Source organism: Rhodococcus sp. LB1, assembly GCF_001583455.1.
In the GTDB taxonomy this organism is placed as follows: Bacteria; Actinomycetota; Actinomycetes; order Mycobacteriales; family Mycobacteriaceae; genus Rhodococcus_F; species Rhodococcus_F opacus.
In genome coordinates this window covers 20,845-46,410 of record NZ_LTCZ01000065.1, presented here as the reverse complement: position 1 = coordinate 46,410, position 25,566 = coordinate 20,845, and the positions used below count along the sequence as shown (strand labels likewise).

General features: G+C 68.2%; 20 protein-coding genes. 13 read left to right on the top strand and 7 right to left on the bottom strand.

Features of this window, described 5'->3' with window-relative positions:
• The first annotated feature begins 5 nt into the window (after window positions 1-5).
• Window positions 6-662 (top strand): alpha-ketoglutarate-dependent dioxygenase AlkB family protein, encoded by a 657-nt coding sequence (locus tag AZG88_RS12300; protein WP_061697835.1) that lies wholly within the window; start codon window positions 6-8, stop codon window positions 660-662.
• Complete coding sequence (locus AZG88_RS12295) at window positions 659-1,504, top strand: DNA-3-methyladenine glycosylase family protein (RefSeq protein ID WP_061697831.1); 846 nt, start codon at window positions 659-661, stop codon at window positions 1,502-1,504. The genes AZG88_RS12300 and AZG88_RS12295 overlap by 4 nt, the downstream gene beginning before the upstream one ends.
• Here the strand turns inward: AZG88_RS12295 and AZG88_RS12290 are convergent.
• Both AZG88_RS12290 and AZG88_RS12285 read right to left on the bottom strand, forming a co-directional pair.
• Window positions 1,501-3,723 carry an MMPL family transporter gene (locus tag AZG88_RS12290; RefSeq protein ID WP_061697830.1) on the bottom strand — a complete coding sequence of 741 codons (2,223 nt, stop codon included), beginning with the start codon at window positions 3,721-3,723 and terminating at the stop codon, window positions 1,501-1,503. The genes AZG88_RS12295 and AZG88_RS12290 overlap by 4 nt on opposite strands.
• An 83-nt stretch (window positions 3,724-3,806) precedes the next feature.
• Window positions 3,807-5,348: a bifunctional 3'-5' exonuclease/DNA polymerase gene (locus AZG88_RS12285; RefSeq protein WP_061697829.1), complete on the bottom strand. Its 1,542-nt coding sequence runs from the start codon at window positions 5,346-5,348 to the stop codon at window positions 3,807-3,809.
• A 116-nt stretch (window positions 5,349-5,464) separates the two neighbouring features.
• Here AZG88_RS12285 and AZG88_RS12280 point away from each other — a divergent pair, with 116 nt between their 5' ends.
• Window positions 5,465-5,674, top strand: coding sequence for a hypothetical protein (locus AZG88_RS12280; RefSeq protein ID WP_061697828.1), 210 nt, complete (start codon window positions 5,465-5,467; stop codon window positions 5,672-5,674).
• Window position 5,675: 1 nt separating this feature from the next.
• Here the strand turns inward: AZG88_RS12280 and AZG88_RS12275 are convergent, their stop codons facing one another.
• Complete coding sequence (locus AZG88_RS12275; protein ID WP_061697827.1) at window positions 5,676-7,019, bottom strand: YhgE/Pip domain-containing protein; 1,344 nt, start codon at window positions 7,017-7,019, stop codon at window positions 5,676-5,678.
• Window positions 7,020-7,094: 75 nt separating this feature from the next.
• Entirely contained in the window at window positions 7,095-7,337 is a 243-nt protein-coding gene (locus tag AZG88_RS12270) for a phosphopantetheine-binding protein (protein ID WP_005251479.1), read from the bottom strand.
• Window positions 7,338-7,489: 152 nt separating this feature from the next.
• Between AZG88_RS12270 and entS the strand changes: the two genes are divergently transcribed.
• A complete protein-coding gene (gene entS / locus AZG88_RS12265; RefSeq protein ID WP_063886800.1) occupies window positions 7,490-8,818 on the top strand; it encodes an enterobactin transporter EntS in 1,329 nt (442 codons plus the stop codon).
• Here the strand turns inward: entS and AZG88_RS12260 are convergent.
• The 3 genes from AZG88_RS12260 to AZG88_RS12250 all read right to left on the bottom strand — a co-directional run bounded on the left by AZG88_RS12260 (window position 8,732) and on the right by AZG88_RS12250 (window position 17,718).
• Window positions 8,732-9,796: an iron-siderophore ABC transporter substrate-binding protein gene (locus AZG88_RS12260; RefSeq protein ID WP_061697826.1), complete on the bottom strand. Its 1,065-nt coding sequence runs from the start codon at window positions 9,794-9,796 to the stop codon at window positions 8,732-8,734. The two genes, entS and AZG88_RS12260, sit on opposite strands and share 87 nt — an antisense overlap.
• Window positions 9,793-16,899, bottom strand: coding sequence for an amino acid adenylation domain-containing protein (locus AZG88_RS12255; RefSeq protein WP_061697825.1), 7,107 nt, complete (start codon window positions 16,897-16,899; stop codon window positions 9,793-9,795). Before AZG88_RS12255 ends, AZG88_RS12260 begins: the two co-directional genes overlap by 4 nt.
• A gap of 171 nt (window positions 16,900-17,070) precedes the next feature.
• Complete coding sequence (locus tag AZG88_RS12250; RefSeq protein ID WP_005251483.1) at window positions 17,071-17,718, bottom strand: isochorismatase family protein; 648 nt, start codon at window positions 17,716-17,718, stop codon at window positions 17,071-17,073.
• A 223-nt stretch (window positions 17,719-17,941) separates the two neighbouring features.
• On the opposite strand from AZG88_RS12250, the gene AZG88_RS12245 reads away from it, so the two are divergent.
• The 9 genes from AZG88_RS12245 to fahA all read left to right on the top strand — a co-directional run bounded on the left by AZG88_RS12245 (window position 17,942) and on the right by fahA (window position 25,542).
• Complete coding sequence (locus AZG88_RS12245; RefSeq protein ID WP_025433200.1) at window positions 17,942-18,538, top strand: DUF4178 domain-containing protein; 597 nt, start codon at window positions 17,942-17,944, stop codon at window positions 18,536-18,538.
• Complete coding sequence (locus AZG88_RS12240) at window positions 18,535-19,038, top strand: DUF2617 family protein (RefSeq protein ID WP_061697824.1); 504 nt, start codon at window positions 18,535-18,537, stop codon at window positions 19,036-19,038. Before AZG88_RS12245 ends, AZG88_RS12240 begins: the two co-directional genes overlap by 4 nt.
• A complete protein-coding gene (locus tag AZG88_RS12235) occupies window positions 19,026-19,448 on the top strand; it encodes a DUF4247 domain-containing protein (RefSeq protein ID WP_054245502.1) in 423 nt (140 codons plus the stop codon). The genes AZG88_RS12240 and AZG88_RS12235 overlap by 13 nt, the downstream gene beginning before the upstream one ends.
• A gap of 28 nt (window positions 19,449-19,476) precedes the next feature.
• Entirely contained in the window at window positions 19,477-19,947 is a 471-nt protein-coding gene (locus AZG88_RS12230) for a DUF350 domain-containing protein (protein WP_005251488.1), read from the top strand.
• Between the two features lie 4 nt (window positions 19,948-19,951).
• Complete coding sequence (locus AZG88_RS12225) at window positions 19,952-21,523, top strand: polyamine aminopropyltransferase (RefSeq protein ID WP_061697823.1); 1,572 nt, start codon at window positions 19,952-19,954, stop codon at window positions 21,521-21,523.
• A gap of 134 nt (window positions 21,524-21,657) precedes the next feature.
• Window positions 21,658-22,212 (top strand): MarR family winged helix-turn-helix transcriptional regulator, encoded by a 555-nt coding sequence (locus tag AZG88_RS12220; protein WP_005261372.1) that lies wholly within the window; start codon window positions 21,658-21,660, stop codon window positions 22,210-22,212.
• Between the two features lie 98 nt (window positions 22,213-22,310).
• Window positions 22,311-23,507 (top strand): homogentisate 1,2-dioxygenase, encoded by a 1,197-nt coding sequence (locus AZG88_RS12215; RefSeq protein ID WP_061697822.1) that lies wholly within the window; start codon window positions 22,311-22,313, stop codon window positions 23,505-23,507.
• A complete protein-coding gene (locus tag AZG88_RS12210) occupies window positions 23,507-24,364 on the top strand; it encodes a hypothetical protein (protein ID WP_061697821.1) in 858 nt (285 codons plus the stop codon). The genes AZG88_RS12215 and AZG88_RS12210 overlap by 1 nt, the downstream gene beginning before the upstream one ends.
• Window positions 24,361-25,542 carry a fumarylacetoacetase gene (gene fahA / locus AZG88_RS12205; protein WP_061697820.1) on the top strand — a complete coding sequence of 394 codons (1,182 nt, stop codon included), beginning with the start codon at window positions 24,361-24,363 and terminating at the stop codon, window positions 25,540-25,542. Before AZG88_RS12210 ends, fahA begins: the two co-directional genes overlap by 4 nt.
• Window positions 25,543-25,566 lie beyond the last annotated feature (24 nt).

Here is a 25,566-nt window from a genome sequence, read left to right as displayed (position 1 = left end):
CCGTGATGTCCGCGTTGATACCCCGGCCCCGAACTGTGGTGGCGCCCGGCGCCGTCCACGTCCCCGACTGGCTCACGCCGGAGGAGCAGCGCCACCTGGTGGCCGAATGCCGGCGCTGGGCCACCGCACCGGTCCCGATGCGGGCCGCGCAACTGCCGACGGGGCACCGCATGTCGGTGCAGACGGTGTGTCTCGGCTGGCACTGGAAGCCGTATTCCTACTCGCGCACCGCCGAGGACGCGGGCGGCGGTCGTGTCGCGCCGGTGCCCGACTGGCTGGTCGAACTCGGCCGGCGGGCGGTGAGTGACGCGTACGGGCAGCCCGCCGACGGGTACATACCCGATGCCGCGCTGATCAATTTCTACGACGACACCGCGAAGATGGGCATGCACCAGGACAAGGAGGAGCGGTCCGATGCGGCCGTCGTGTCGTTGAGCATCGGCGACACGTGCACGTTCCGCTTCGGCAACACCACCACCCGCACGAAGCCGTACACCGATGTCGAGTTGTTGTCGGGCGACCTCTTCGTGTTCGGCGGCGAGTCCCGGTTCGCGTATCACGGAGTGCCGAAAGTGTTTCCCGGCACGAGCGATCCGGACTGCGGACTGACGAAAGGCAGATTGAACATCACGCTGCGGGTGACGGGACTCGAGGACGTATGAGAGTGCAACTGCCGTACAGGGGTCCGTTCACCCATGCGCCGTTGTGGGGCGCGCTCGGCGCCCACACCGTGTCCGGGCTCGAGCGACACGACCCCGACGGAACCCACACCCGGGTGGTGAACGGTCCCCACGGGCCCGCGCTGGTGTCCGTCGTCGTACGTCCCGGGTACGTCGAGGCGCACCTGACACCGGCGGATCCGGGAGACGTCGAGGCTGTGACCGCCGCTGTCCGGCGCTGGCTCGACCTCGACGCGGATCCGCTGCCGATCGACACCGCGTTGAGCCGTCACCCGCAACTGGCTCCGCTGGTGGCACTACGTCCGGGTCTGCGGCGCCTGGGGAGCGTGGACGGGTTCGAGACGGCGGTTCTGACCGTTCTCGGACAACAGGTTTCGCTGGCGGCGGCCCGGACGTTCGGCAGCAGGCTCGTGTCCGCGTATGGACGGCCCGTCCATGACGGATTCCTCGCGTTTCCCGAACCGGAGACGCTGGCGGCGCTCTCACCCGAACAGTTGCGCTCGACCCTCGGTCTCACCGGCGCCCGGGCCAGGACCGTGCTCGCGCTGGCCGAGGCCGCGTCCGACGGTCTGCGCCTCGGCGCGGATACCGACCCCGCCGAGTTCCGGGCCGGTCTGCTCGCGCTGCCCGGCATCGGTCCGTGGACGGCGGACTATCTGACGGTGCGGGTGCTGGCCGACCCGGACGCGTTCACACCCGACGACCTCGTCCTCAAACGTGCGCTGGGGGTCAGGACCGGCAGGCAGGCAGCGGAACTCGCCGAGCAGTGGCGACCGTGGCGGGCCTACGCGCTGTTCCACCTGTGGACGGACGAAGCGTATTAGTCCTTGGCCTTCGCCAGCGCCGACGGCCACCAGATCTTCTTGCCGATGTCGTGGGAGAGTGCCGGGACGAGGATGCTGCGCACGATGATGGTGTCGAGCAGCACACCGAACGCGACCGCGAAACCGACCTCGGCGAGGAACACCAGGGGCAGCACGCCCAATACCGCGAACGTCGCGGCCAGCACGACACCGGCCGAGGTGATGACGCCACCCGTCACCGCCAATCCGCGCAACACACCGGATTTGGTGCCGTGTTCCTCGGTTTCCTCCCGGACCCGGGTCATCAGGAAGATGTTGTAGTCGATGCCGAGCGCCACGAGGAACACGAACGCGAACAGGGGGAACGCCGGATCTGCGTTCGCGAAATGGAAGACGTGGGTGAAGAAGAGTCCGCACACCCCGAGGGTGGCCGCGAACGACAGGACCACGGTCGCGATGAGGATGATCGGCGTGAGCAGGGCGCGGAGCAGGAGGGACAGCACGACGAAGATGACGACGAGAACGATCGGGATGATCAGGTTCCGGTCGTGCACCGACGCCGTCTGCACGTCGAGAGTGGTTGCCGTGCTGCCGCCGACGAGTGCATCGGCACCGGGCACGGCGTGCGCCGCGTCGCGCAGTCGTTTCACCGTCTCGAGGGCTTCCGGGGAATCGTACGAGTCGGCGAGTGTCGCGTTGACGACCATGCGCCCGTCGATCGGTGCGGCCGTGAGGAAGTCGGGTGCACACCCCTGCCCGGCGGCCGAGGCCACCGCGGCCGGGTTGGACTTGACGAGTGCAGACAGCTTCTCCACATCGACCTGCGGGCACACCGCGCCGGGATCCGTCGACACCCCGTCCACCCCGCTCACGGCCGCGATGACGGCGTCCGTCTGGTCTGCGTTGGTGACGATGACGGCGGGCGCGCCGGCACCCGGATCGAACTTGGAGTCGTACAACTCCTGACCGACGACGGCGTCGGGTCGGTTGGTGAAGTTCTCCGACGACGACAGCCCGTCCGTCTTCAGGCTGCCGATGCCGACGAGGAACAGCACGGCAAGCAGCACCGTCGTACCGATCCACAGGGGGCGGTCCTTGCTTCCGACCTGGGTAGCGATCTTGCCCCACAGGCCGTGCGTGGTGAGGTCGGCAGCCTCGTCGACCTTCGGCTTTCGTGGCCAGAACACCCACCTGCCCGCCGCGGACAGCGCCACGGGAAGGAACGTCATCATCACGAGGTAGGTGCACGCGATGCCGATCGCGGCGACCGGCCCGAGGCTCTTGTTGGAGTTCAGTTCGGAGAACGTCAGGCACAGCAGACCGAGGATGACGGTGACCGCCGACGCCGTGATGGCGGGGGCGGATTCCTTCCACGCCTTGACCATGGCGTCGAACCGGCTGGGATAGAAGTGCAGTTCTTCCCGATATCGGGAGATCAGGAGGAGCGCATAGTCGGTGCCCGCACCGATCACGAGCACGAACAGGATGCCCTGACTCTGTCCGGTGAGCGTGAGCACCTCGGCCTTGGCGAGGAAGTAGATGACCATCGACGCCAGGCCGAGCGCGAGCAGTGCCGAGAAGAGCGGGAAGAACCACAGCACCGGGGAGCGGTAGACGACCAGCAGGATCAGGACGACCACGAGAAGGGCGGCGCCCAGCAGTGCACCGTCGAGCCCGGCGAACGCGTCGATGAACGCCACCAGCAGACCACCCGGGCCGGCAGGAAGCACTTCGAGCCCGGCGGCCGCGTTCTTCGCGGCGGTGAGGACGTTCTCCTCGGTGGCGGCGAGCACATCACCGGCAACGGCCGTGCCGTCCTCCTTCGCGACGAGCGGAACGAAGATCGACGCCGTGGTGCCGTCCTGGGAGAACTGTGGCTGGGACATGCCTTCGGCGTCGACCCCGTCGACGGCCGCGATAGCCTCACGCGCCTGAGCGACGGAAGCCTTGTCCTGCTCGGTGAGCGGGGCGTCGCTGTGGAACAGCACGAAACCGGGGATGGTTTCGACGGTGAGGAACTTGGACGATTCGTCGGTGACGATCGTCGATTCGGCGGAACTCGACAGGTAGGCGGCGTTGTCGTTCTTCTGGACCTCGGTGAGCTTGCCCTGGAAGGAGCCCCCGAAAGCGCCGGCGAAGAACGCGATGATCGCGATGGCCACGATGGTGAACGCAGGCCAGCGGAATCTGCGCGGCGTCCGGCCGCCCGTGCTCGAGTCCGTCGAATCCAGCTTCGTCATGGGTTCTCCTTCGCCGCCCCCGCCAGCAGTGCGTCCCAGTACACCATGTCGAGCGCACCGGCGACACCGGAAATCCGCGCGCGTCAGGCCTCGTCGGAGGTTTCGGCGTAGCAGTCCCGCACCGCCACATCCATCGGGAACCGCACCCGCGTCTCGCCGAACAGCAACCGGGTGGCTACCTCGACCGCGCCCAGAACGTGCCGTGTCGCCGACTCGGGGTCCCGGGTATGGACCATCACCTCGTCGTGCTGGAAGAAGACGAGCTCGCTGTCCGGGTCGTCGGCCAGCCGGCGCCGCAGGTCCGCGAGCACGCACAGTGCCCACTCGGATGCCGTGGCCTGCACCACGAAGTTTCGGGTGAACCGGCCGCGGGAATGCGCGTCGCCGTGCGACCAGAAGTCGGGGGACGGCGGCGGGCACGCCCGGCCGAGCCACGAGTGCACGACCTCGCCGCGTTCACCGGCGCGGGCCGCCCTTTCCACATATTCGACGGCGACGGGAAAGCGGGTGCGCAGCAGGGTGAGCAGGGATCGGGCCTCGCCCGCAGTGGCGCCGTACAGGACACCGAGGATCGCCACCTTGGCCTTGCCTCGATCGCCGTCGAACGTCTCCGCCGCGACCGGTGCGTACAGGTCGTCGGCGCCCGCGGCGGCGACCATGCGGGCGTCCCCCGACATGGCGGCCAGGATGCGGGGTTCGAGTTGGCCGGCGTCGGCGATGACGAACGTGTGACCCGGGTCGGCGATCACGCTCGACCGCAGCGGTTTCGGAATCTGCAGTGCGCCGCCGCCGCGGCTCGCCCAGCGGCCGGACACCACGCCGCCGGGAACGTACACGGGCCGGAACCGGTCGTCGCGGACCCAACTCTCCAGCCACTGCCAGCCGTTCGTGCTGAACAGCTTGGACAGATCCCGGTGGCGCAGGAGCAGCGGCACGGCGGGGTGATCGACCTCGCGCAGCAGGTGTTTGCGGGTCGACGCAAGTTCGATGCCCTCCCGGCGAAACGCGTCGACGACCTCCACGTGGGATGCCGGGTTGATGCGACGGCCGAACGCCGACCCGATCTCCACGGTCACGTCCTGGATGCGCTGCGGCAGGTCGTACCCGGCCGGCCGCGGCCCGAGCGCGGCCTCGAGGAACGCGCGATGGGTGCGGGTGGAGAACGGGAGCCCGTCGAAACTCATCTCCGCGGCGGCCAGCGCTCCCGCGGACTCGGCGGCCACCAGAAGGTCGAGCCGGGCGTCGTCACCGATCGTCTTCCGCTGTTCCGCGAAGTCCGCTACCACCTGCGCCGGATCCGTGGTGGGTGCGGTCTCGAACAGGCCGGGGCGTTCGTCGACGGGTTCGTCCGGCGGTGGCGCGGGTACACCGTCGCGCATGCTGAGGATGGCGTGGGTGAGTGCGAGGTCCTGGCAGCGCCGCACCCGCACCCCGGCTCGCAGCAGCGCCGGATAGACGGCCGCGGTGCTCGTCCAGACCCAGCGAGGGTGTTCGGTGGCCTCGATGTCGCGGACCGCGGCCACGACGTCGGAGTGACGACGTGGCGACTCGATCGGAACGCCCACGGGATCGGTGCGAACGGTCGTCGCGCCACCGTCGGCGTCGGGAACCAGGAGCACTCTCACGGGCCCAGTCTGCTCTGCGTCACCGACAGTCGATAATCCGCCGCCGGACGCGGGTAGATCCGCAGGTCGGCACTACACTGAACGCAGACGCTTCTCGCCGGAAGGAGGGGCATCCGATGGCAACCATCGAAGAGTTCGAGCAGACGGTGACCGACAAGGTGATCGCCGGGCTGCACGACAGATTCGCCGACTACGAGCGCCGCGGAGTCGGACTCGCCGAACTCGGCGACCCCGATCGGTTCGTCGAACGGATCCTGGCGGCGGTGCCCGCCCCGCATCCCTGGTACGAACAGTTCGGCACGGCCTGGTCGTCCGCGCCCGCGTGACTCACGCCCCGGCTGCGTCCACCGGTTCGGGTTCGGTCTGCGCCTTGTGGCGGCGATGCAAGCCCTTGCGGTCGTAGAACCGGGTGATGACGGCACCGAAGACGAGGCCGATGAGAAGGCCGGCGAGGGTCATCCACACCGCGTGGATGAGCCCTGCGTCGCCCGCTGCGCCGAAGAACATGATGGCGCGCACCCCGATGTAGATCTGGTGCATCGGTTCGAACTCACCCAGCCAGGTGTACAGGCGCGGTGCCGCCTCGAGCGGGATCGTGCCGCCCGACGAGGGCAGCGCCAGGACGACGAAGACCAGCAGGTTGATGAGAAGGCCCAGGTTGCCGAACGCGGCCATCACGGACATCGCCGTGATCCCGACCGCGGCGATCGCGAAGGCGCCGTATTCCCACAGGGCGAGCGGATCGGTGATCGGCAGGCCGAGGGCGGAGCTGATCCACAGGTACAGACCCGACACGATCATCGCCAGCAGCACCATCACCGCCCACTTGATGAGCAGGGTGTTGAAACGTGAGATCGGGACCGCCTCGTTGTGGAGGTACAGGGGCCCGACCTCGGTCGGAGTGAATCCGAGCATGCCGTCGATGAGGGTGCTCGCGATGGTCGCACCGGTGAAACCGGCCAGGACGATCAGGAGCGCGTAGTAGAACGCCGCCAAGCCGAAACCGGTGCCGTCGGGCAGCGGGTTGTGGGCCACGACCCGCACGTCGATGGGGTCGTCGAGCACGAGCCGGCTGGCCCCCGACAGTTGGACGTCGGGGGCTGTCGCCTGGAGTTGCTGCGTCACCTGGGTGGTGAGCTGCTCGCCCATCGTCTGATTGGCCTTGTCCAACGCCATCTCCCCGATGTTCTGGACGAGGTTCGCGCTGATCGTGCCGGCGCGGGGGTTCGTGTAGATGGTGATCACGGGACGCTCGACGTCTCCGGGAATCACGCTCGCCTGGGCGAGGATGAACGTGCGCTTGGTGAAGTCGCTCGGAATGACGACGGCGCCGTAGATCTCCCCGTTGTCCAGGGCGGACTGGGCCTGGGCGATCCCGATCTGCCGGAGTTCGACCTTGTTCGGATCGACACCCTCGACGAGCCCGGCGGCGATCTGGTCGCCGAAATTCTGCTGCTGGGGCGGGTTGGAATTGGGCGTGGTGTCGCCCTCGTCCTGATTGACGAGCGCGATGGGGAAGTGGTTGAGGTGCTTGGGGGGATTGAGCATTCCACCCATGTACAGCGCGGCCAGCAGGGACATGACGACGGAGACGAGGAGCAGGGGAGCTATCCAGAACCGTGGTGTCCGGAGCACGCTCATCCTGCCTGCACCGCTGGTTTCGTGAGCCATGTCCCCTCGCATCCTCCCGTGTCCGTGCCGACCCTGGGATCGACCAGCCGGATCAAGAGTAGGCGGTGAGGCCGCTCAGCGTGCTGCCGTCACCTCGAACCAGGCGTCGAGTGTCGGCTCACCGACCAGGTCCACGAGATCCACCTGGACGCCGTCCGCCCGCCATCGTTCGACCAGCGCCATCACGCGCACGGAATCCATTCCCTCGTCGAGGAGGTTCGCGGAATCGTCGATCTCGGCGACCGGGACGTCGAGCACGTCGGCTACGTCGGCGCGGATTCGGTCGCGGGTCGGAACTGTGCTGGGAGCGGAACTCACTATGATCCTCCGGTGCGTCGGTCGAACCACGGCCCGTTGAGCCGATTCGACGACATGGGGTAGGTTGCTGGGTTAGTGAAGCCTAAGCATAGTTGCTCTCCGCGCGAACGGCGAAACGGAGAGCTGTTGCAACCGAATGTGAATGGATGACAATGGCTGGATTATCGCGATACGCAATCGACTTGACGCCTCTACGGACGAGTCGCGAGTTCCGATACATCTTCATTGCCCGCACGATCTCCATCTTCGGTCTGGGTCTGCTCCTGGTGGCGGTGCCGCTGCAGGTCTACGACATGACGAATTCCACACTGGCAGTGGGCGCGGCGAGCATCGTCGTGGGCTCCTCGGTGTTCATCGGCACCCTGTTCGGCGGCGTGATCGCCGACCGGTACGACCGCAGACCGGTCATCTCGCTCGCCCGTGCCGCAGCAGGTCTGGCGTTCGCGATCCTCGCGGTCAACGCGTTCCTCCCCACACCTCAGTTGTGGATCATCTACCTGTGTGGCGTGATCGAGGGCCTCGCCGGCGGTATCTCCGCGACCGCGCTGATGGCGGTGATTCCGTCGCTGCTCCCCAAGGACAAGATGGCGGCCGCCGGTGCTTTGATGACCGTGATGGCCGACCTCGGCACGGTCGCGTCACCTGCCATCGGCGGTGTGATCATCGCGGCGACATCGGTGGGCACCAACTACGTTCTGGCCGCGGTGTCCTCGGGAATCACCGCGTACTGCATCGCCAGGCTGCCGTCGCTGCCGCCGCCGGTCAAGAACACCGAGAGTCCGCTGCGGTCGATCGCCAGCGGCTTCACCTATGCCGCCAAGGACTCCGTGGTCGGTGGGACGCTTCTGGTCGGGTTCTGTGCCATGATGCTGACCGGCTGGAACGTGCTGCTGCCGGCCTACGCCAGCCAGGTCCTCCACGCCGGACCGGCGGCCACCGGACTGCTCTACAGCGCCCCCGCCGTCGGCGCCCTCACCGGATCACTCACGAGTGGCTGGACGGGAACTGCCCGTCGCGGTGGCCTGATCGTGTTCCTCGCGGCCATGATCGCGTCGGCCGGGCTGGTCGGCGTCGGCGCCGTCCCGATGATCGCGGTCATGTTCCTCGGGCTCGCCGCGCACGGATTCGGCCGCGTCCTCGGTGACATCCTCCGGTACGCGGTCATCCAGACCGAGACCCCCGAGGAGTACCGCGGACGCGTCGCCGGTGTGTGGGGCGCCCAGATCTCCACGGGCTCGGCTGCCGGTGCGCTCGTCGCGGGAGCCGTCGGCGCCGCGGTGGGTCCGCGTGAGGCGTTCCTCCTCTACGGGGCGGGCGGCATCGTGGTGCTGGCGGTTCTCGCACTGACCTTGAAGGGGTTGCGCACCTACAGCAGTGCCGCTGTCAGGTGGGAACTAGCTGGCCTGAGCGTTGTTCGCGGCCTGCGACAGCTGCGGGAGCAGCTTGTCCAGCAGCCACGGCATGCTGAGCACGTTCGGTGAGCTCGACGCGAACACCAGCGGCGGGTCGGTCAGACCCACGTAAGCGTTGTCGCGCACGGCCTTCATCCCGGCGAACAGCGGATTCGACTGGACCTCGTTCTGCAGCTCCGGCGACAGGTACCAGGCGAGCAGCACGTCCGGGTTGTACGTCGGCAGCAGTTCCAGGCTGACGGGAGCCGCGAACTTGGTCTGGTCACTGCTCTCGCGCAACTGCTGGGCGAGAGGGTCGACCATGAAACCGAGGCTTGCCAGCATCTTCAGGCGAGGATCGGTGTCGAAGTAGAAGTTGTACGATCCCGGCTCGGTGCCGCTACCGAATGCCACCGTCTTCCCGGTGAACTCGGGGTGCTGCGACTTCGCCTGCGCCAGGGTGTCCTGCGTCTGGGTCACCAGTGCCTCGGCCTGTGCCGACCGGCCGAGGGCCTTGCCGACGGTGGTGATCTGGTCTTCCCAGCTGGTGGCCCAGCGACGCTCCGGGTACGCCACGGTGGGGGCGATGGCCGAGAGCTTGTCGTACTGCTCCTGGTTCACGCCCGAGTGGACTGCCAGGATCACGTCGGGGTCGAGTGCCGCGATCTGCTCGTACGGCATCTCCTTGCTGGACGCCGTCAGCAATGTGGGTTCCGCGTTCGGGTCGAGCTCTTCGAGCTTCGCCCGCGACCACGGCAGCAGGCCGTCGTCGGTTCCCGTGTCCGACTTCATGTTCTGCACGGCGACAGGAACGACGCCGAGCGACAGTGCCGCGTCCTCGCTGCCCCAGCCGATCGTGACGACACGTTCCGGTGCCTCCGTGATCTCGGCGGTGCCGAGCGCCGACGGAATCGACACGGGGAAGGCCGACGCGTCGGCCTGTCCGGTGGCGGATCCCGCCGCGTCGGTCGAGTCGGAATTCGACTCGCTGCAGGCACCCGCGAACAGCGCGGTTGCCGCCATCATCACGATTCCGGCTCTACGCCAGTATCTTCCGGACGTTTTCATCGATCTCCCTGTTCTTTGTTGATGGGGTTCATGCGCGAGCCGAACGAGGCGAGGGCCTCGTTCACGACGGAGCCGACTTCGCCGATCCAACGGGGCTGAGTCATGTCCTTGTGCTCGCAGTCGAGGTCGTGGTTGACGATGGTGCCGGTCAGGTAGGGCCGCCACAAGTCGTACGTCGCCGCGGTCGCAGGATTCCTGGCCGCAGTGAAGAAGAGCATGTCGGAGTCCACGACGATCTGTGAGGGTTCGGATTCGAGGCGCACGGCGTTCGCGAAGTTGTCGATCATCGCGGCCGGTGTGTGCTCGTTGATCCCGGCGAGCGCACTGCCCTCGCCGCGCAGGATGTCGATCACCTGCTGCCGATCGAGGCCGTCCGCGAGGAGCGGTGCGGGATCGTAGCCGACCATGTAGAGCAGCGCGGCGAGCGCGTCCTGCTCCGTCGGCATGGATGCCCACGCGTCCGACGGGAAGGAGTCGAGCATGACGAGCATGCCGAGTTCCTCACCCTGGTTCTGCAGTGCACCGGCGATGGCGTGCGCGACGACGCCGCCCAGCGACCATCCGAGGAGGTGGTACGGGCCCTTCGGCTGCACGGTCCGCATGTGCTCGATGTACTCGGCGGCCATGTCCTCGAGCGTTTCCGGCGGCCGCTTGGACGTCGACAGGTTGGAGGCCTGCACGCCGTACAGCGGGTAGTCGTCGTCGATGTGCCGCAGCAGGCCCGAGTAGCCCCAGCTGATTCCACCGGCGGGGTGGAAGCAGAACACCGGCGGCTCGGACCCCTCGGTGCGGAAGGGCAGCAGGACGGCCAGCGCGTCGGCGTCGTGATCGTCGTCGAGACGGCCGGCCAGCTGGGCCACCGTCGGCGCCGCGAACAGTGAGGCCACCGTCGCGGTGACGGACAGCCGCTTCGAGATCGCGCTCATCAATCCGGCCGCCATCAGCGAGTGGCCGCCGAGGTCGAAGAAGCTGTCGTCGATGCCGACCCGCTCGATACCGAGAGCCTCGGCGAACAACTGGCACAGCACCTCTTCGCGCGCCGTGCGCGGACCGCGCTCGGACACCTGCAGTGACAGGTGCGGAACGGGAAGTGACGACTGGTCGAGCTTGCCGTTGGGGAGGGTGGGGAACTCGTCGACGGCGATGAACGCGGCCGGGATCATGTAGTCCGGCAGCCTGCTGGCGGCGCGGCGGTGCAACTGGTCGGGGTCGATCCGGCCGCCCGGCACCGACGTGGCGTACGCGACCAGCCGCTGATCGCCCGGGCGGTCCTCGCGGACCACGACGACGATGTGCTCGACGTCCGGGTCACCGGACAGCACGGCCTCGATCTCGTTGAGTTCGATGCGGAATCCGCGCACCTTGACCTGCGAGTCGGCGCGGCCGGTGAAGTAGATCTGACCGTCCCGGCCCCACCAGACCACATCCGACGTCCGGTACATTCGACTACCCGGCTCGGCGAACGGGTCGGCGATGAAACGTTCCGCCGTCTTGGGGCTCTGGTTGCGGTATCCCCGGGTGACGCTGTCGCCCGCGAGGTACAGCTCGCCGGACACGCCCGGAGGCACCGGCCGCAGCGCGTGGTCCAGGACGTACGCGTGCTTGCCCGGATCGACGACGCCGATGGGGACCGGACCTTCGTGTCCGGGTTCGACGAGGGCCAGGGTGGCGTTGACCGTGCACTCGGTGGGTCCGTATGCGTTGAACAGCCGGCGTCCGGGTGCGTACCGCTCGATCAGCTGGGGTGTGAGCTTCTCGGCGCCGAGCATCAGGTCGACGCCGTCCGGGATGGGGTGCTCCGGCGGGAACGCGGCGGCGAAAGACGGTGGTATGCCGACGAAGTTCACGTCGTGTTCGTTGATGACGCGGGCGAGTGGCTCACCGGGGATGCGGTCGGCGTCCGTCGCGACCACCAGGGTTCCGCCCGAGAGCACACCCCACATGATCTGCCAGAACGCGAGGTCGAAGCTGATGGACGAGAAGTGGAGCGCACGAGTGGTGTGGTCCATGCCGATCACGTCCGACTGCAGCGACAGCAGATCCGCGATGCCCAGGTGGGGGACGACGACGCCCTTCGGCACCCCCGTCGATCCGGACGTGTAGATGAGATACGCGGCGTCGTCGAGTTGCAGCGGTCTGCTCCGCTCGGCGTCCGTGGGGGCGGTGACCGGCTGGGTGTCGATCAGGGCCTGCAGGTCCGGATCGTCCAGGTCGAGAATGGGCACGTCGGTGCCCAGCGGGGTGCGGTCGGGCACACCGACGGAGGACGTGAGGATCGCGACCGGTGCGCCGTCGGCGAGCATGTGCGCGATCCGGTCGGCCGGGTAGGTGGGGTCGACGGGGAGGTACGCGGCACCGCTCTTCAGCACGGCGAGAACGCTGACGATCAGTTCGGCGGAGCGGTCGAGTGCGAGCGCGACCACGTCACCGGGGCCGGCGCCACGCGAGATCAGCAGGTGGGCAATCCGGTTCGCCCGTTCGTCGAGCTGCCGGTAGGTGAGGGAGACCGCGGGCCGCACGTTCGCGCCGACGGCGAGGGCCTCGGCGTCGGGTGTCTGCGCCACCTGCGCGGAGAAGTACTCGTCGAACGTGCGGGCCGGGATGGAGTGCTCCGCGTGGGACCATTCGCCGAGCACCCGGCCCCGCTCCAGCGGGGTCAGGATGTCGAGCCGGGCGATCCGCTGCTCGTGGTTCTCGACGAGCCGCTCGATCACCACGGCGAGGCGGTCCGCGAAGGATTCGACGGTCGCGGCATCGAAGAGTTCGGTGGAGTACTCGAACGTCACGTCGACCCCGCCGCTGTCCGGACGTTCCTGGAAGCGCAGCGCCAGATCGAACTTCGCGGACGTCGCGTCGAGCATCCGCACCGAGGCGGTGGTCGCGTCGAATCGCTCCGCCGCACCGTCCTGCTTCCAGTGCGACAGCATCACCTGGAACAGGGGGTGGCGGGCCGACGACCGTGGGGGATTGACGAGTTCCACGATCCGGTTGAACGGCACGTCGGCGTGGTCGACGGCGTCGAGGTCGACGGTCCTGACCCGGTCCAGCAGTTCGTCGAACGTCGGGTCGCCCGACACGTCGGTCCGCAGGACCACGGTGTTGATGAAGCAGCCCACCATGGCGTCGAGGTCGGGATGACTGCGACCGGCGACGGGAACGCCGAGGGCGATGTCCTCGCCGGCGCCCAGCCTTTCGAGCAGCACGGCCACGGCGGCGTGGACGATCATGAAGAAACTCGCGCGCCGCTCGGCAGCGAGCGACTCGACGGCCGCGTGCAGCGACGGCGACAGCGTGCGGTGGACGCTCGCGCCGCGGTTGGTGGGCAGGGCCGGTCGGGGGCGGTCGGTGCGCCAGCCCAGTTCGAGCGGCAGACCGGCGAGTTGCTCACGCCAGTAGTCGAGCTGGCCGGTCAGCAACGGGGTCGCGTCGTCGCCGGCGCCGATGCGTTCGCGTTGCCACACGGCGACGTCCGGGTACTGCAACGGCAGCGGCGTGAACTCCGGTGCCCGTCCGGCGCGGCGGGCGCTGTACGCGAAGGCGAGATCGTCGAGGAGTTTCGACTGCGACCACTCGTCGCCGATGATGTGGTGCATCAACAGGACCAGTGTGTGCTGCGGTTCGTACAGCACCGCGCGCAGCGGCGGCTGGTCGGTGAGCCCGAGGCCCACCGTCGTCATCGCCGCGATGTGTCCCTCGATGTTGCCGACGTTGTCGACTCGTTCGAGCCGGACCTTCGCGTCTCCGGCGGGAAGGACGACCTGGTGGGGCACCGAGTCGACGAGGGGGAACACCGTCCGCAACGACTGGTGCCGGGTCACGACGTCCGCGAGCGCTGCGGACAGGGCGTCGGGTTCGAGGCCTTCCCCGAAATCGACGGCAAGCGCCAGCAGGTAGGTTCCGCCGCCGGCCGCGCTGTCGAGGAACCACAGGCGTTCCTGCGCGGGCGACAACGGCACCGGCGTGCCCTCGGGGAGGTCCCTCGGGGACGGCCTGCTCGCCGACACCGGCTCGCCGGCATCCTCGAGCTGCGCGGCGACGGCAGCCACGGTGGGATTCTCGAAGACCGTCGCAACCCGCAGCGGCACACCCAGTTCCGCGGTGATCGCGGACACGAGAGCGGCGGCGAGGAGGGAGTTTCCACCGAGTGCGAAGAAGTCGTCGTGGACGCCGACCTCCTCGGCGCCGAGCACCGAGGTGAACAGTGGGAGGATCCGGGCTTCGGTGTCGGTCCGCGGTGTGTCGCCGGCCTGTCCGAGCCAACGGGGTGCGGGCAGCGCGTCCTTGTCGACCTTGCCGTTGTGGGTCAACGGCAATCGGTCGAGCATCACCAGCGCGGACGGCGTCATGTACCCGGGGAGGGAGCGGACCAGGTGCGCCCTTACTTCCTCCTCGACGGCGTCGTGCTCGCTGCCCGGCCGGGGAACGACGTACCCGACGATCCGCTGGTCGCCGCCGGCCCGCTCGTGCACCGTGGCCACCGCCGCCTGCACGTCGGGCACCGCAGTCATCGCGGCGCCGATCTCGCCGAGTTCGACACGGTAACCGCGCAATTGGATCTGGTCGTCGATCCGGCCGTGGTAGTGGAGCGTGCCGGTCGCGTCGTACCGTGCGAGGTCGCCGGTCCGGTACATGCGCGTCCCGCCGGGGGCGAACGGGTCGGCGACGAACCGTCCCGACGTCAGGTCCGGGCGCCCGAGGTAGCCCGGGGACAGTCCGGGACCGGACACGTAGATCTCGCCGGTCACGCCGGGCGGCGCCGGACGCAGTCCCGCGCCGAGAACGTACGTGCGCAGGTCGCCGAGTGGAACCCCGATGTCGACGACGTCGGCGGCGGTGACCTTCGTGGCGGTGACGTGCACGGTGGTCTCGGTGATTCCGTACATGTTGACCAGCTCGGTTCCCGCATCCGGGCCGGTCTCGGCGAACCAGGCGCGCAGGACGGCGGGATCGAGAGCCTCACCACCGAACACGACGTACCGCAGTCGTAGCCGGTCGAACGAGTCCGCGCGGACGAGAGCGTCGACGAGATGCCCGAACGCGGACGGCGTCTGGTTCAGCACCGTGACACCCTCGTCGACGAGAAGGGCGGCGAGGTCGGTCGGTGACGTCAGGGTGGCCTCGTCGACCGTGACGAGGCGGCCGCCGTGCAGCAGCGCGCCCCAGATCTCCCAGACGGAGAAGTCGAACGCGTACGAGTGCAGCAGGGGCCAGCAGTCGTCCTCGGTGAACGTGAACCAGTCACGGGACACGTCGAACAGCCGCATCACGTTGCGGTGCGGAATCGGAACGCCCTTGGGCACCCCGGTGGATCCGGAGGTGTAGATGACGTACGCGATGTCGCCCGCGCGCGCCGCGTCCTCGAGTTCGCCGACGTCCGCGGTGCGGACAATTTCGCCGAGGTCGGACCGCACCGCGCCCTCCTCGACTCGGGGAAGGTCGCCGAGCAGATCGGCGGATCCGATTCCCAGCGACGGCTGCGCGTCCCGCAGGATGAACCGGGCGCGGTCGGCCGGGGAGGCCGGATCGATCGGCAGGTAGCTCGCGCCGCTGCGGAGAATCGCGAGGATGGCGACGATCAGGTCGGTGCCGCGGGGGAGGCTGACAGCTACGACCGTGCCGCGGCCGGCGCCGGCCGACCTCAGCTGCCGGGCCAGGGCGGCGCTGCGATTCGAGAGGTCCCGGTACGTCAGATCGTTCACCGCGACGCGGTCCGGGTGGGTGCGCACCTGGGTGAGGAAGGCGGAGACGATGCTGTCCGGAAGGGCCGCTGCGGTGCCGATGGTCCGGTCGAGGCCGGCCGCCGACCGCCACAGGACCAGTTCGTCGGGAGCGCAGACGTCGACGACGGAGACAGGTTCTGCTGCCACGGAGATGGTTCGCAGGTAGTGCGCGAATCGGTGCGCGTGGTCCCGGATCTCGGCGTCCGTGTAGACCTCGCGATTCCCGGCCCATTCGAGCGTGAGCTCGTCCCCGGCGCCCGAGACGGAGATCACCACGTCTTCCACCGGACCGGTGGCGAGCTGATGCACCGCCCCGAACGTGGGACCGAACGCGATTCTGGCGGCGAACGGTTTGACGTTCACCACCGCTCCGCCGGTGACGCGGCTCCCGGCGTCCCGGACGCGCTGGAACGGTCGGGTCTCGGACAGTGCGGCGGCCGCTCTGCCGATCACGTCGGCGAACGTCGGTTGCGCGTCGAGCGGAATGCGGAGCGGCACAATGTTCGTGGCCGTCACGGGCGACGCCAGCTCGATGCCCTGCCGGGCCAGAACCGGCACGCGGAGCCGGACTTCTTCCGCTCCCGTGTGGGCGCCGAGGTAGGCGGCCGCGGCCGCATAGACCGCCTCGGCCCACGTCGTCGCCTGCGCGGAGGCCGCGTCACGCAGGGTCTTCGCCACCGCGGGCTCGATCGTGAGCGTGCAGCGATGCGGGTCGGGGACGGGCCTGCGCACGGTGTCGCTGAATCCGGCCGGACGGGAAGCGTCGTAGGGCGCGTCGATGTCGGGGGTCGCGGCATCGAATTCCTGTGCCGCCCGGACGTGCACCTGCAACGAAGGGAATTTGGCCGGCCGGGGTTCGGTGCCCGCGAGCCCGGCCGCGTACAGCGCCGCGACGCGGCGGGTGAGCAGCGAATATCCGTAGGCGTCGAGCAATGCGTGCGGGGCGCGGAGGTACCAGAGCACACCGGATTCGGTCGTGATCAGTGCCGTGCGCACGAGGGGAGCGGAGTCGAGGTCGAGCGGTCGGCGCACGTCCTCGCGCATCCACTCGAGGGCAGCGGCCCGGTCGCGTTGGAGACGTTCGAGTTCGGGGGCGTGGCGACGGTCGTGCACCTGGACGACGTCGGCCGAATCGGCACCGGGTTCGGCCTCGAAGCGGACCGAGAGCACCTCGGCCTCCTCGATCACCGTGCGTACCGCCGCGGCGAGAGCGTCGATGTCGACGGGGGCGGCGACCTCCACGTATTCGGCCGTGGTGAACGCCGATCGGGTCGGGTCGAGATGGTGCCCGGCCCACAGCTCGCGCTGGGCGGCGGTCAAGCAGACGTCGGCCGTGTCCTCCCCGGTCTGCGGGGTGGACGGCGACGATATCGAAAGGGACATCTAACAGGCACTCCTGATGCTTTCGGCTGTCGGGCGTGGGGATTCCGGGCTTTCAGCTACTCAGCGTGTCAGGTTAGCCTAACCACATTGATTGTGGTCATCCGACTGCCGAGCACACCGGCGCAGGCTTCGGAACGAAGCGCTGCGCCGGAGTGTGGGCTTCGTGTCGACTCAGCCGACTTCGAGCGGGGAGAACGCGGAGACCAGCGCATCCGTGGTGGTCACCGAACCGCAACGCTTCGCGGCATAGGTGAGCGCCATCAGGTGCTCGTCACGGCTGAAATCCGCGGTCGCGTCGGAGACCAGGAACGGCTGCACGTCCGACATGAACGCCTCGGCGGCACTCAGCATGCAGCCCATGTGCGCGTAGACGCCCGTCACGATCAGCTGGTCGCGGCCGTGGTGGCCGAGCAACTGCCGGAGGTCGGTGCGCTGGAAGGCCGAGTACCGCCATTTGGTCACCTGGATGTCGCCCTCGCGGGGGGCGAGCGGCTCGACCACCTCGGTATCGCGACCCGACGTCAGTCCCGGGCCCCAGAAGTCGGCGAGGATGCCGCGACGCGACGGGTGCTGGTCGCCCGGCTGCATCGTGTAGATCACGGGAATCCCTGCTTCCGAGCACAGTTCGCGAATCCGGACCATGTTCGCCATCGCAGTCGACATCGGCTCCGACCGCATGTCGTACGCGTCGATGAAGTAGTTCTGCATGTCGTGGACCAGCAGTGCGGAACGCCGGGGGTCGAGGCGCCAGGACACCTTCGATTCGGGGACCTCGTGGATCGCCGGGATCGTGTAGGTCGAAATGGGCGGGATGGCCATATGGTTCCTCACTGTCGGTCTTGTCGACGTCTGGGCGTATGCCGCGCAAATCTCGGTGAACGACAGCGCTCCGCTCCACCGCTCGCGCGTTCGGTTAGGCTAGCCTTTGCTACCGGGCTCTGCAATCGCTAGGTGTGTGGGTGCGCGGCGCACAGTAAGGTGACTGAGCGGTGGGGGCCGGGCGTCGGTCTCCCGCGCCGGAGCCGCTGACCAGGAGAGATTGTTGACCACGCTGCTGTTACTGCTGCTGATCGTCGTCGTGATCGTGGGCATCGTGCTGATCCTGCGGAATCGGGCCGGGAAGAAGACCACTCCTGCTGCCCGGGTCGATCCGCTCGCCGACTACCCGGAGGTCTACGACCCGTACAAGATCGGAGTCGGCGACATCATCACGTATGCCGGAATCGATCACGTCGTGCGCGGCACCATCACCCTCGACGAAGAGGGGTACATCTGGCACGAACACCTCCTCGACGGATCGACCGGTCAGCGATGGCTGACCGTCGAGAACGACGAGGGCAACCTCGACATGACGCTGTGGATGCGCCGCGAGGGCACGGGGCTCGAACCGGACGGTGACGTGATTCTCGACGACAGGGTGCACCGGCAGATCGAGCGCGGCACCGCCTCGTTCACCGCGGAAGGCACCACCGGAACCGCACCCCAGGGCATCGTCGACTACGCCGACTACGAGACTGCCGACAAGACCGGCCTGCTGTCCTTCGAGCGCTGGGCGCGGACGCAGTCGTGGGAGGTCTCCACGGGCCGCGCCGTCACGCGCAGTGAACTCACCGTGATCCATTCCGGTCCGCCGCAGTGACACTGCACGTCCTCGACATCGAGTCGCGCGATGTGACGGCCGAGGCACTCGGTCTCGTCGTGAACGCCGAAACACCGCTTCCGCTGGCCGAACTCACCATCACCCACGGTGACGACCGAGTGACGCTTTCAGTTCTCGGGGCGTCGCACGCGGTGACGGCGTCCGCGTCGGGCAGCCGGATCACCGAACAGGTGTCGTGCGACGCGGTCCGGGCCGGCGGCAGGCCGCTGCCGGTATCCGACAGCGCGAGCGGGTATCGGTTCGACTCGACCACCGACACCGTCGACCGCACCCACCTCGAGCAGACCGCCGACTGGCTGCGTCGCCAGGCCACCGAGGTGGACGGGTGGATCTGCGGGGCGTTCCCCGGCGACCACACCGCACTGACCGCGCTCACAGCGGCGAAAGATTCGGGCGGATGGGCCTGGCGGACCTGGCATCTGTACCCAGGAGACAAGGGCGGGGTGATCGTGAAGACTCGAAGCAGGTGGCAGCCGTGAGCCGGTTCAGTGCGCGCGTGCGACTCGCCCCGATGCTGCTCCTGGTATTGGCCGCGACCGCGTGCGGCGGCAGCGTCCGCGATTACATCGCCGACACCTACGCTCTGCAGAACACCGCGGGCGACGCGAAGACGTACACGTCGAACGACCCGGTGGGGACGACCGTCTCGAACATCGTCGCCGAGGAGGAACCGGCGGCGCGGAAGGCCGACGGCGGCAGCGAATACCTGCGTTACGACGACGACATCGTCACGGTCAGCGCCGGGCCGGGTGGCGGCAGTCTCGTCCGCGTCGAAGACATCGACGGACGCTACCGGAGCGGCGGGTTCGCCTATCTGGGACCCGGTTTCAACCCCGGTTCGCCGGCGGGCGGCGCCAGCGGCAGCGGCGGATCCGGGAGCGCGAAATGACAGAGAACACTCGACTGGGGAGAAGCGCGTGAACACCACCTACACGGCGGCAGCAACGGAAATCGGCAGCGTCGACGTCGGACTGCTCGCCGTCGGCATGCTCGGCACCCTGGCGTATTTCGTCATCGGCATCGCCGTCCTCGGAGTCGGCTTCGCGGTCCTCGACCTGGCGACCCCCGGCAATCTGCGGCACCAGGTGTACGTCGACAAGAACCCCAACGCGGCAATCCTGCTGGCGTCGAACCATCTCGCCCTCGCCGTCGTCGTGGTCACGGCGATCCTCACCAGCTCCGACGGATTCGCGCAGGGACTCGCCGACTCCGCGGTCTACGGTCTCTTCGGTGTGCTGTTGCAGGTCATCGCGCTGCGCCTGATGAATCTGCTGCTGCCGGGACAACTCGTCGGTCTGGTCGGGAACCCGCAGATGTGCGGTGCCGCATGGGCCGTCGGTGCGAGCCTCTTCGCCATCGGCCTCGTGAACGCCGCCGCGCTCACCTGATCTCGTGACGACCACAGCGGCAGAGCCGAATTCCTCCACCACTCGCGCTCTCGGTGGGCGGGCCAGGGCGTTCCTGCTCGCCGCGGTGGCCGCGTGCGCAGCGTGCGGGCTGATCTACGAACTGGCCCTGCTGACGCTGTCGGTCAGTTTGACCGGCGGCGGAATCACCCAGACGTCGCTGATCGTCGCGGGTTTCGTGGCCGCACTCGGGGTGGGTGCCCTCGCCGCCAAACCCCTGCTCTCCACCGCGGCCGCGTCGTTCGTGGTCGTCGAGATCGTCCTCGGCCTCGTCGGCGGATTCAGTGCGGTGACCCTGTACGTGACGTTCACGTTCTTCGGTTCCAGCGCAATCGTTCTGGTGCTCGCCACCGCACTGATCGGTGTGCTGGTGGGCGCCGAGGTGCCGCTGCTGATGACGCTGCTGCAGTCGGGACGCAGCGACACCGACGCCGAGAGCACCGGAAAGGTGCTGGCAAACCTCAACGCCGCCGACTACGCAGGCGCCCTGGTCGGTGGCCTGCTCTGGCCGTTCGTGCTGTTGCCGATCGCCGGGATGATCCGCGGCGCCGCCATCACCGGCATCATCAATCTCGTTGCCGCCGCGGTGGTGGCGCTGATCCTGTTGCGGTGGCAGCTGAGCCTGCGCACCCGGTTGCTCGCCGTCGTGGCGCTGCTCGTCGCCGCCGCGTGCATCGCGGTGCTGCTGGTGCGAGCCGACGGCATCGAAACCACGTCGCGGCAACGTCTCTACACCGATCCGGTGGTCGCCGCGGAAAGGTCGCAGTACCAGGAGATCGTGGTCACCGAGCGCGGGGGAGACGTGCGCCTCTTCCTCGACGGCGACCTCCAGTTCTCCAGCATCGACGAACATCGGTACACCGAATCGCTGGTGTACCCCGCGATGGCGGACGACCCGAAACGGGTACTGATCCTCGGCGGGGGCGACGGCCTCGCCGCCCGGGAGGTCCTGCGACTGCGCGGGGTCGAGGAGATCGTGCAGGTAGAACTCGACCCGGCGGTCATCGAACTCGCGAACACCCGGCTGTCCGGGCTGAATCAGGGAGCACTGCAGGACCCGCGCGTGCACGTCGTCATCGACGACGCGTTCCGGTGGCTACGCGACGCACCCGATTCGGGTTTCGACGCCGTGATCGTGGACCTCCCCGACCCGGACACCCCGGCGCTCGGGCGCCTGTATTCCACCGAGTTCTACGGTCTCGCTGCCGCCGCCCTGAATCCCGGCGGTCTGATGGTGGTGCAGTCGGGAAGCCCCTATTCGACGCCGGACGCGTACTGGCGCACCACGTCGACGGTCGCGTCCGCGGGTCTGGCCGTCACGCCGTACCACGTGCTGGTGCCGAGTTTCGGGGACTGGGGTTACGTCCTCGCCCGGCGCGGACCCGAACCGCCGGCCCTGCGCCTGCCCCGCGACGTCCCCGAACTGAGCTTCCTCGACGAGCCGACCCTCGCCGCGTCCGCGATCTTCCCGCGCGACCGGCCCCGCCGCGACCTCGAGCCCTCCACCCTCGACCGCCCGCGCATCGTCGACGACATGCGGAAGGGCTACGAGCGCTGACGCGCCCGTGAGTACTTATCAACCGCCGGGCGTTGATAAGTACTTACAGGTCGAAGGCATATAGTTCATAGATATACTAAAAGCGGAGGTGGCGGGCACCGGGCCCGCCACCCGCTCGCGATAGGGTTCCCCCCATGACCGATGACGCAGCGCCGGTGCCCGTCGAGGTGCCCGACGGCCTCGACTTCTGGTCGTTCATCGAACTGGCGAACAGGCGCCTGAGCACGGAATACGGCTCGACGCACGAACTCGCCACCCAGGTCCTCCTGACGTTGAACCGCGCGTCGAACGTGGTGACGTACGACCTGGAGTCGTCGATTCACCGTCCGCGTGGCCTGTCCTGGTCGGCGTTCCGGCTGATGTTCGTGACGTGGCTGGCCGGGCCCGTCGAGTCGAAGACGGCGGCCAAGCTCACCGGCATGAGCAGGGCCGCCGTCTCGAATCTGACGAAGACGCTGGTCGGTGGCGGTCTGATGGAGCGGACCCCGGACGAGCGGGACGGCCGGTCCGTCCAGTTGTCGCTCACCGAGAAGGGCCGGAGCGAGATCGGTGAGATCTACCGTGAGCAGAACGAGCGGGAACACGCCTGGGCGAGTGTTCTCACCGAACCGGAGCAGCGCATTCTCGTCATGCTGCTGGACAAGCTGATCACCAATCGCAGCCAGTTCGACGTCCGCGGGCGTAACTGACCCTGCTGTGCCTCCCGGAAAATCTGTGCTTGCCTTCACGCCCATAATTTAGTTAATGTGTTTACTACTACGGACACGCACTTCTAGGGAGGCCGGTCATGGCGTTCTATCGGCACGTGGGCACCATCCCGCCCAAGCGGCACACCCAGCACCGTGACGACAACGGTCAGCTCTACTTCGAGGAATTGATGGGAGAGGAGGGTTTCTCCTCCGACTCCTCACTGCTCTACCACCGCCACATCCCGTCGGCGATCGTCGATGCCACCGTGTGGGAGCTGCCCGACCAGAGCACGACTCCCAATCATCCGCTCAAGCCGCGCCACCTGAAGTTGCACGACCTGTTCCCGGACACGGTCTGGGCCGACACCGACGTGGTCACCGGACGCCGGTTGATCCTCGGCAACGCGGACGTCCGCATCTCCTACGTGGTCGCCGCCAAGGAGTCGCCGCTGTACCGCAACGCGATCGGTGACGAGATGGTCTACATCGAATCCGGTGCCGCCACCGTCGAAACCGTGTTCGGCACGCTCGAGGCGAAGCAGGGCGACTACGTCCTCATACCGATGTCGACCACCCACCGCTGGATCCCGCAGGGCCCGGAACCGTTGCGCGCCTACGCGATGGAGGCGAACAGCCACATCGTCCCGCCGAAGCGCTACCTCTCCCGGTTCGGCCAGTTGCTCGAGAACGCGCCCTACTGTGAGCGGGACCTGCACGGGCCGTCCGACACGCTGCAGGTCGAGGGCACCGACGTCGAGGTGCTCGTCAAGCACCGGACGTCGCACGGGATCGTCGGCACGCGAATGGTCTACCCGCAGCATCCCTTCGACGTCGTGGGCTGGGACGGGTGCCTCTACCCCTACACGTTCAACATCTCCGACTACGAGCCCATCACCGGGCGAGTGCACCAGCCGCCGCCGGCGCATCAGGCGTTCGAGGGCAACAGCTTCGTCATCTGCAACTTCGTGCCCCGCAAAGTCGACTACCACCCGCTGTCGATTCCGGTGCCGTACTACCACTCGAACGTCGACTCCGACGAGATCATGTTCTACGTCGGCGGAGACTACGAGGCGCGCAAGGGCTCCGGCATCGGCCAGGGTTCGATCTCGATTCACCCCGGCGGGCATGCGCACGGTCCGCAGCCGGGCGCGTACGAACGCAGCATCGGGGCCGAGTTCTTCGACGAACTCGCCGTCATGGTCGACACGTTCCGCCCGCTCGAACTCGGCGAGGGTGCCGTGGCCTGCGAGGACTCGGGCTACGCGTGGACGTGGGCAGGACGGGGACCCAAGTAGTGATCTCCGCCCTCTTCGCCGGCCTCTGCGACGACGCCGCCCTCTTCCCGCCCGGTAACGCACCCCTGCCCGACGCCGTGCCCGCGCACGCCAGGCATTTGTCGGCGCCGTACGCGGACCTGGTCGGTCCCTTCGTCTTTCCGGTCGCCCGGCTCGACGAACTGACACCCGGTGCGCTCGATCTGAGCCTGACGCTGCCCGGCGGCCCGGCCACGCTCGAACCCGCACTGGACCGCCTCGCGCAGATCGACGGCGCCACCGCGGTGGCACTCGAGATCGCGGTGCCGGCCGAGCAGACGGCCGCGGAGTTCTTCGCCGCGATGGACGCCGTCGAGACGCTGGCCGCCGGACTCGACGTGTTCGTGGAGGTTCCGCGCGGCGAGCGTCGCGCCGATTTCCTCGCCGCGCTGACCGGTAGCCCGTTCGCGGCCAAGTTCCGCACGGGAGGCGTGGTCGCAGAGGCCTACCCGGACGAGGACGAACTCGCGTCCGCCCTCGCCACCGTCATCGCGTCGGGCGTTCCGTTCAAGGCCACGGCCGGGCTGCACCACGCCGTCCGCAACACCGATCCGCACACGGGATTCGAACAGCACGGTTTCCTCAACGTGCTGCTCGCCACCCGACACGCACTCGGCGGCGCCGACGTCGACCGGGTAGCCGCCACCCTCGCCGAACGTGACGGCGCACTGCTCGCCCGCGAGCTGCGCGACCTCCCGGCCGACGTCGTCGGCGCCGTTCGCACCGCCTTCCGATCCTTCGGCACGTGCAGCATCCTCGAACCCCTCGAGGATCTCGTCGCACTGCACCTCGTGCCGTCTTCCGCCCTCGCCTCCGCAGATCAAGGAGCCCACGCATGACCGTCCTCGACATCCCCGCCGATTCCCTCTTCGGGATCGAGAACCTGCCGTACGGCGTGTTCTCGATCGCCGACTCGGCCCCACGGGTCGGAGTGCGGGTGGGAGATTCCGTCGTGGATCTCGCCGCCACCCTGGGTGACGACGTCTTCGCGCAGCCCACCCTCAACGCTTTCATGGCGCAGGGCCGGGCCCGCTGGACCGAGGTCCGCAGTCAGATCACCGAACTCGTGCAGGGCGACGTCGCCGACACCGCGGTGTTCGCCGTCGAGGACGTGACGATGCACCTGCCGGTGGCCGTCGCCGACTACGTCGACTTCTACGCCTCCGAGAATCACGCCACCAACCTCGGACGACTGTTCCGCCCCGACTCCGAGCCGCTGATGCCCAACTGGAAGCACCTGCCGGTCGGGTACCACGGGCGGTCGAGCACCGTCATCGTGTCGGGCACCGACGTCATCCGGCCCTGCGGGCAGCGCAAGACCCCGGCTCAGGACGCCCCCGACTTCGGTCCGTCCCGCCGCCTCGACATCGAGGCCGAGATGGGCTTCCTCGTCGGCGTCCCGACGAAACTGGGGGAGACGATCACCCCCGATCAGTTCGCGGAGTATGTGTTCGGTGCGGTCGTCGTGAACGACTGGTCCGCCCGCGACATCCAGGCCTGGGAGTACGTGCCGCTCGGTCCGTTCCTCGGGAAGAGCTTCGCGACGTCGATTTCCCCGTGGGTGGTGCCCCTCGACGCGCTCGAGGCGGCCCGCATCGACACCCCGACGCAGGATCCGCAGCCGCTGCCGTACCTGCGCGGCGAGGAGAAGTGGGGCCTGGACATCGACCTGGCCGTCGAATGGAACGGACACGTCGTGTCGCGTCCGCCGTACGCGCAGATGTACTGGTCGCCGGCGCAGATGCTCGCGCACACCACGGTCAACGGAGCCGCCGCCAGCACGGGCGACCTGTTCGCGTCGGGCACCATCTCCGGACCCGAGAAGGATCAGCGCGGCGCGTTCATCGAACTGACCTGGGGTGGACAGGAACCTGTCGTCGTGGGGGACGAGAAGCGCACGTTCCTCGAGGACGGGGACGAGATCGCCATCTCCGCCACCGCACCGGGCGCGAACGGCACCCGCATCGGCTTCGGCGAGGTGCGGGCCCGCATTGCTCCACCCGTGAGTACTTGTTAACCGCGGGCGGTTGACAAGTACTCA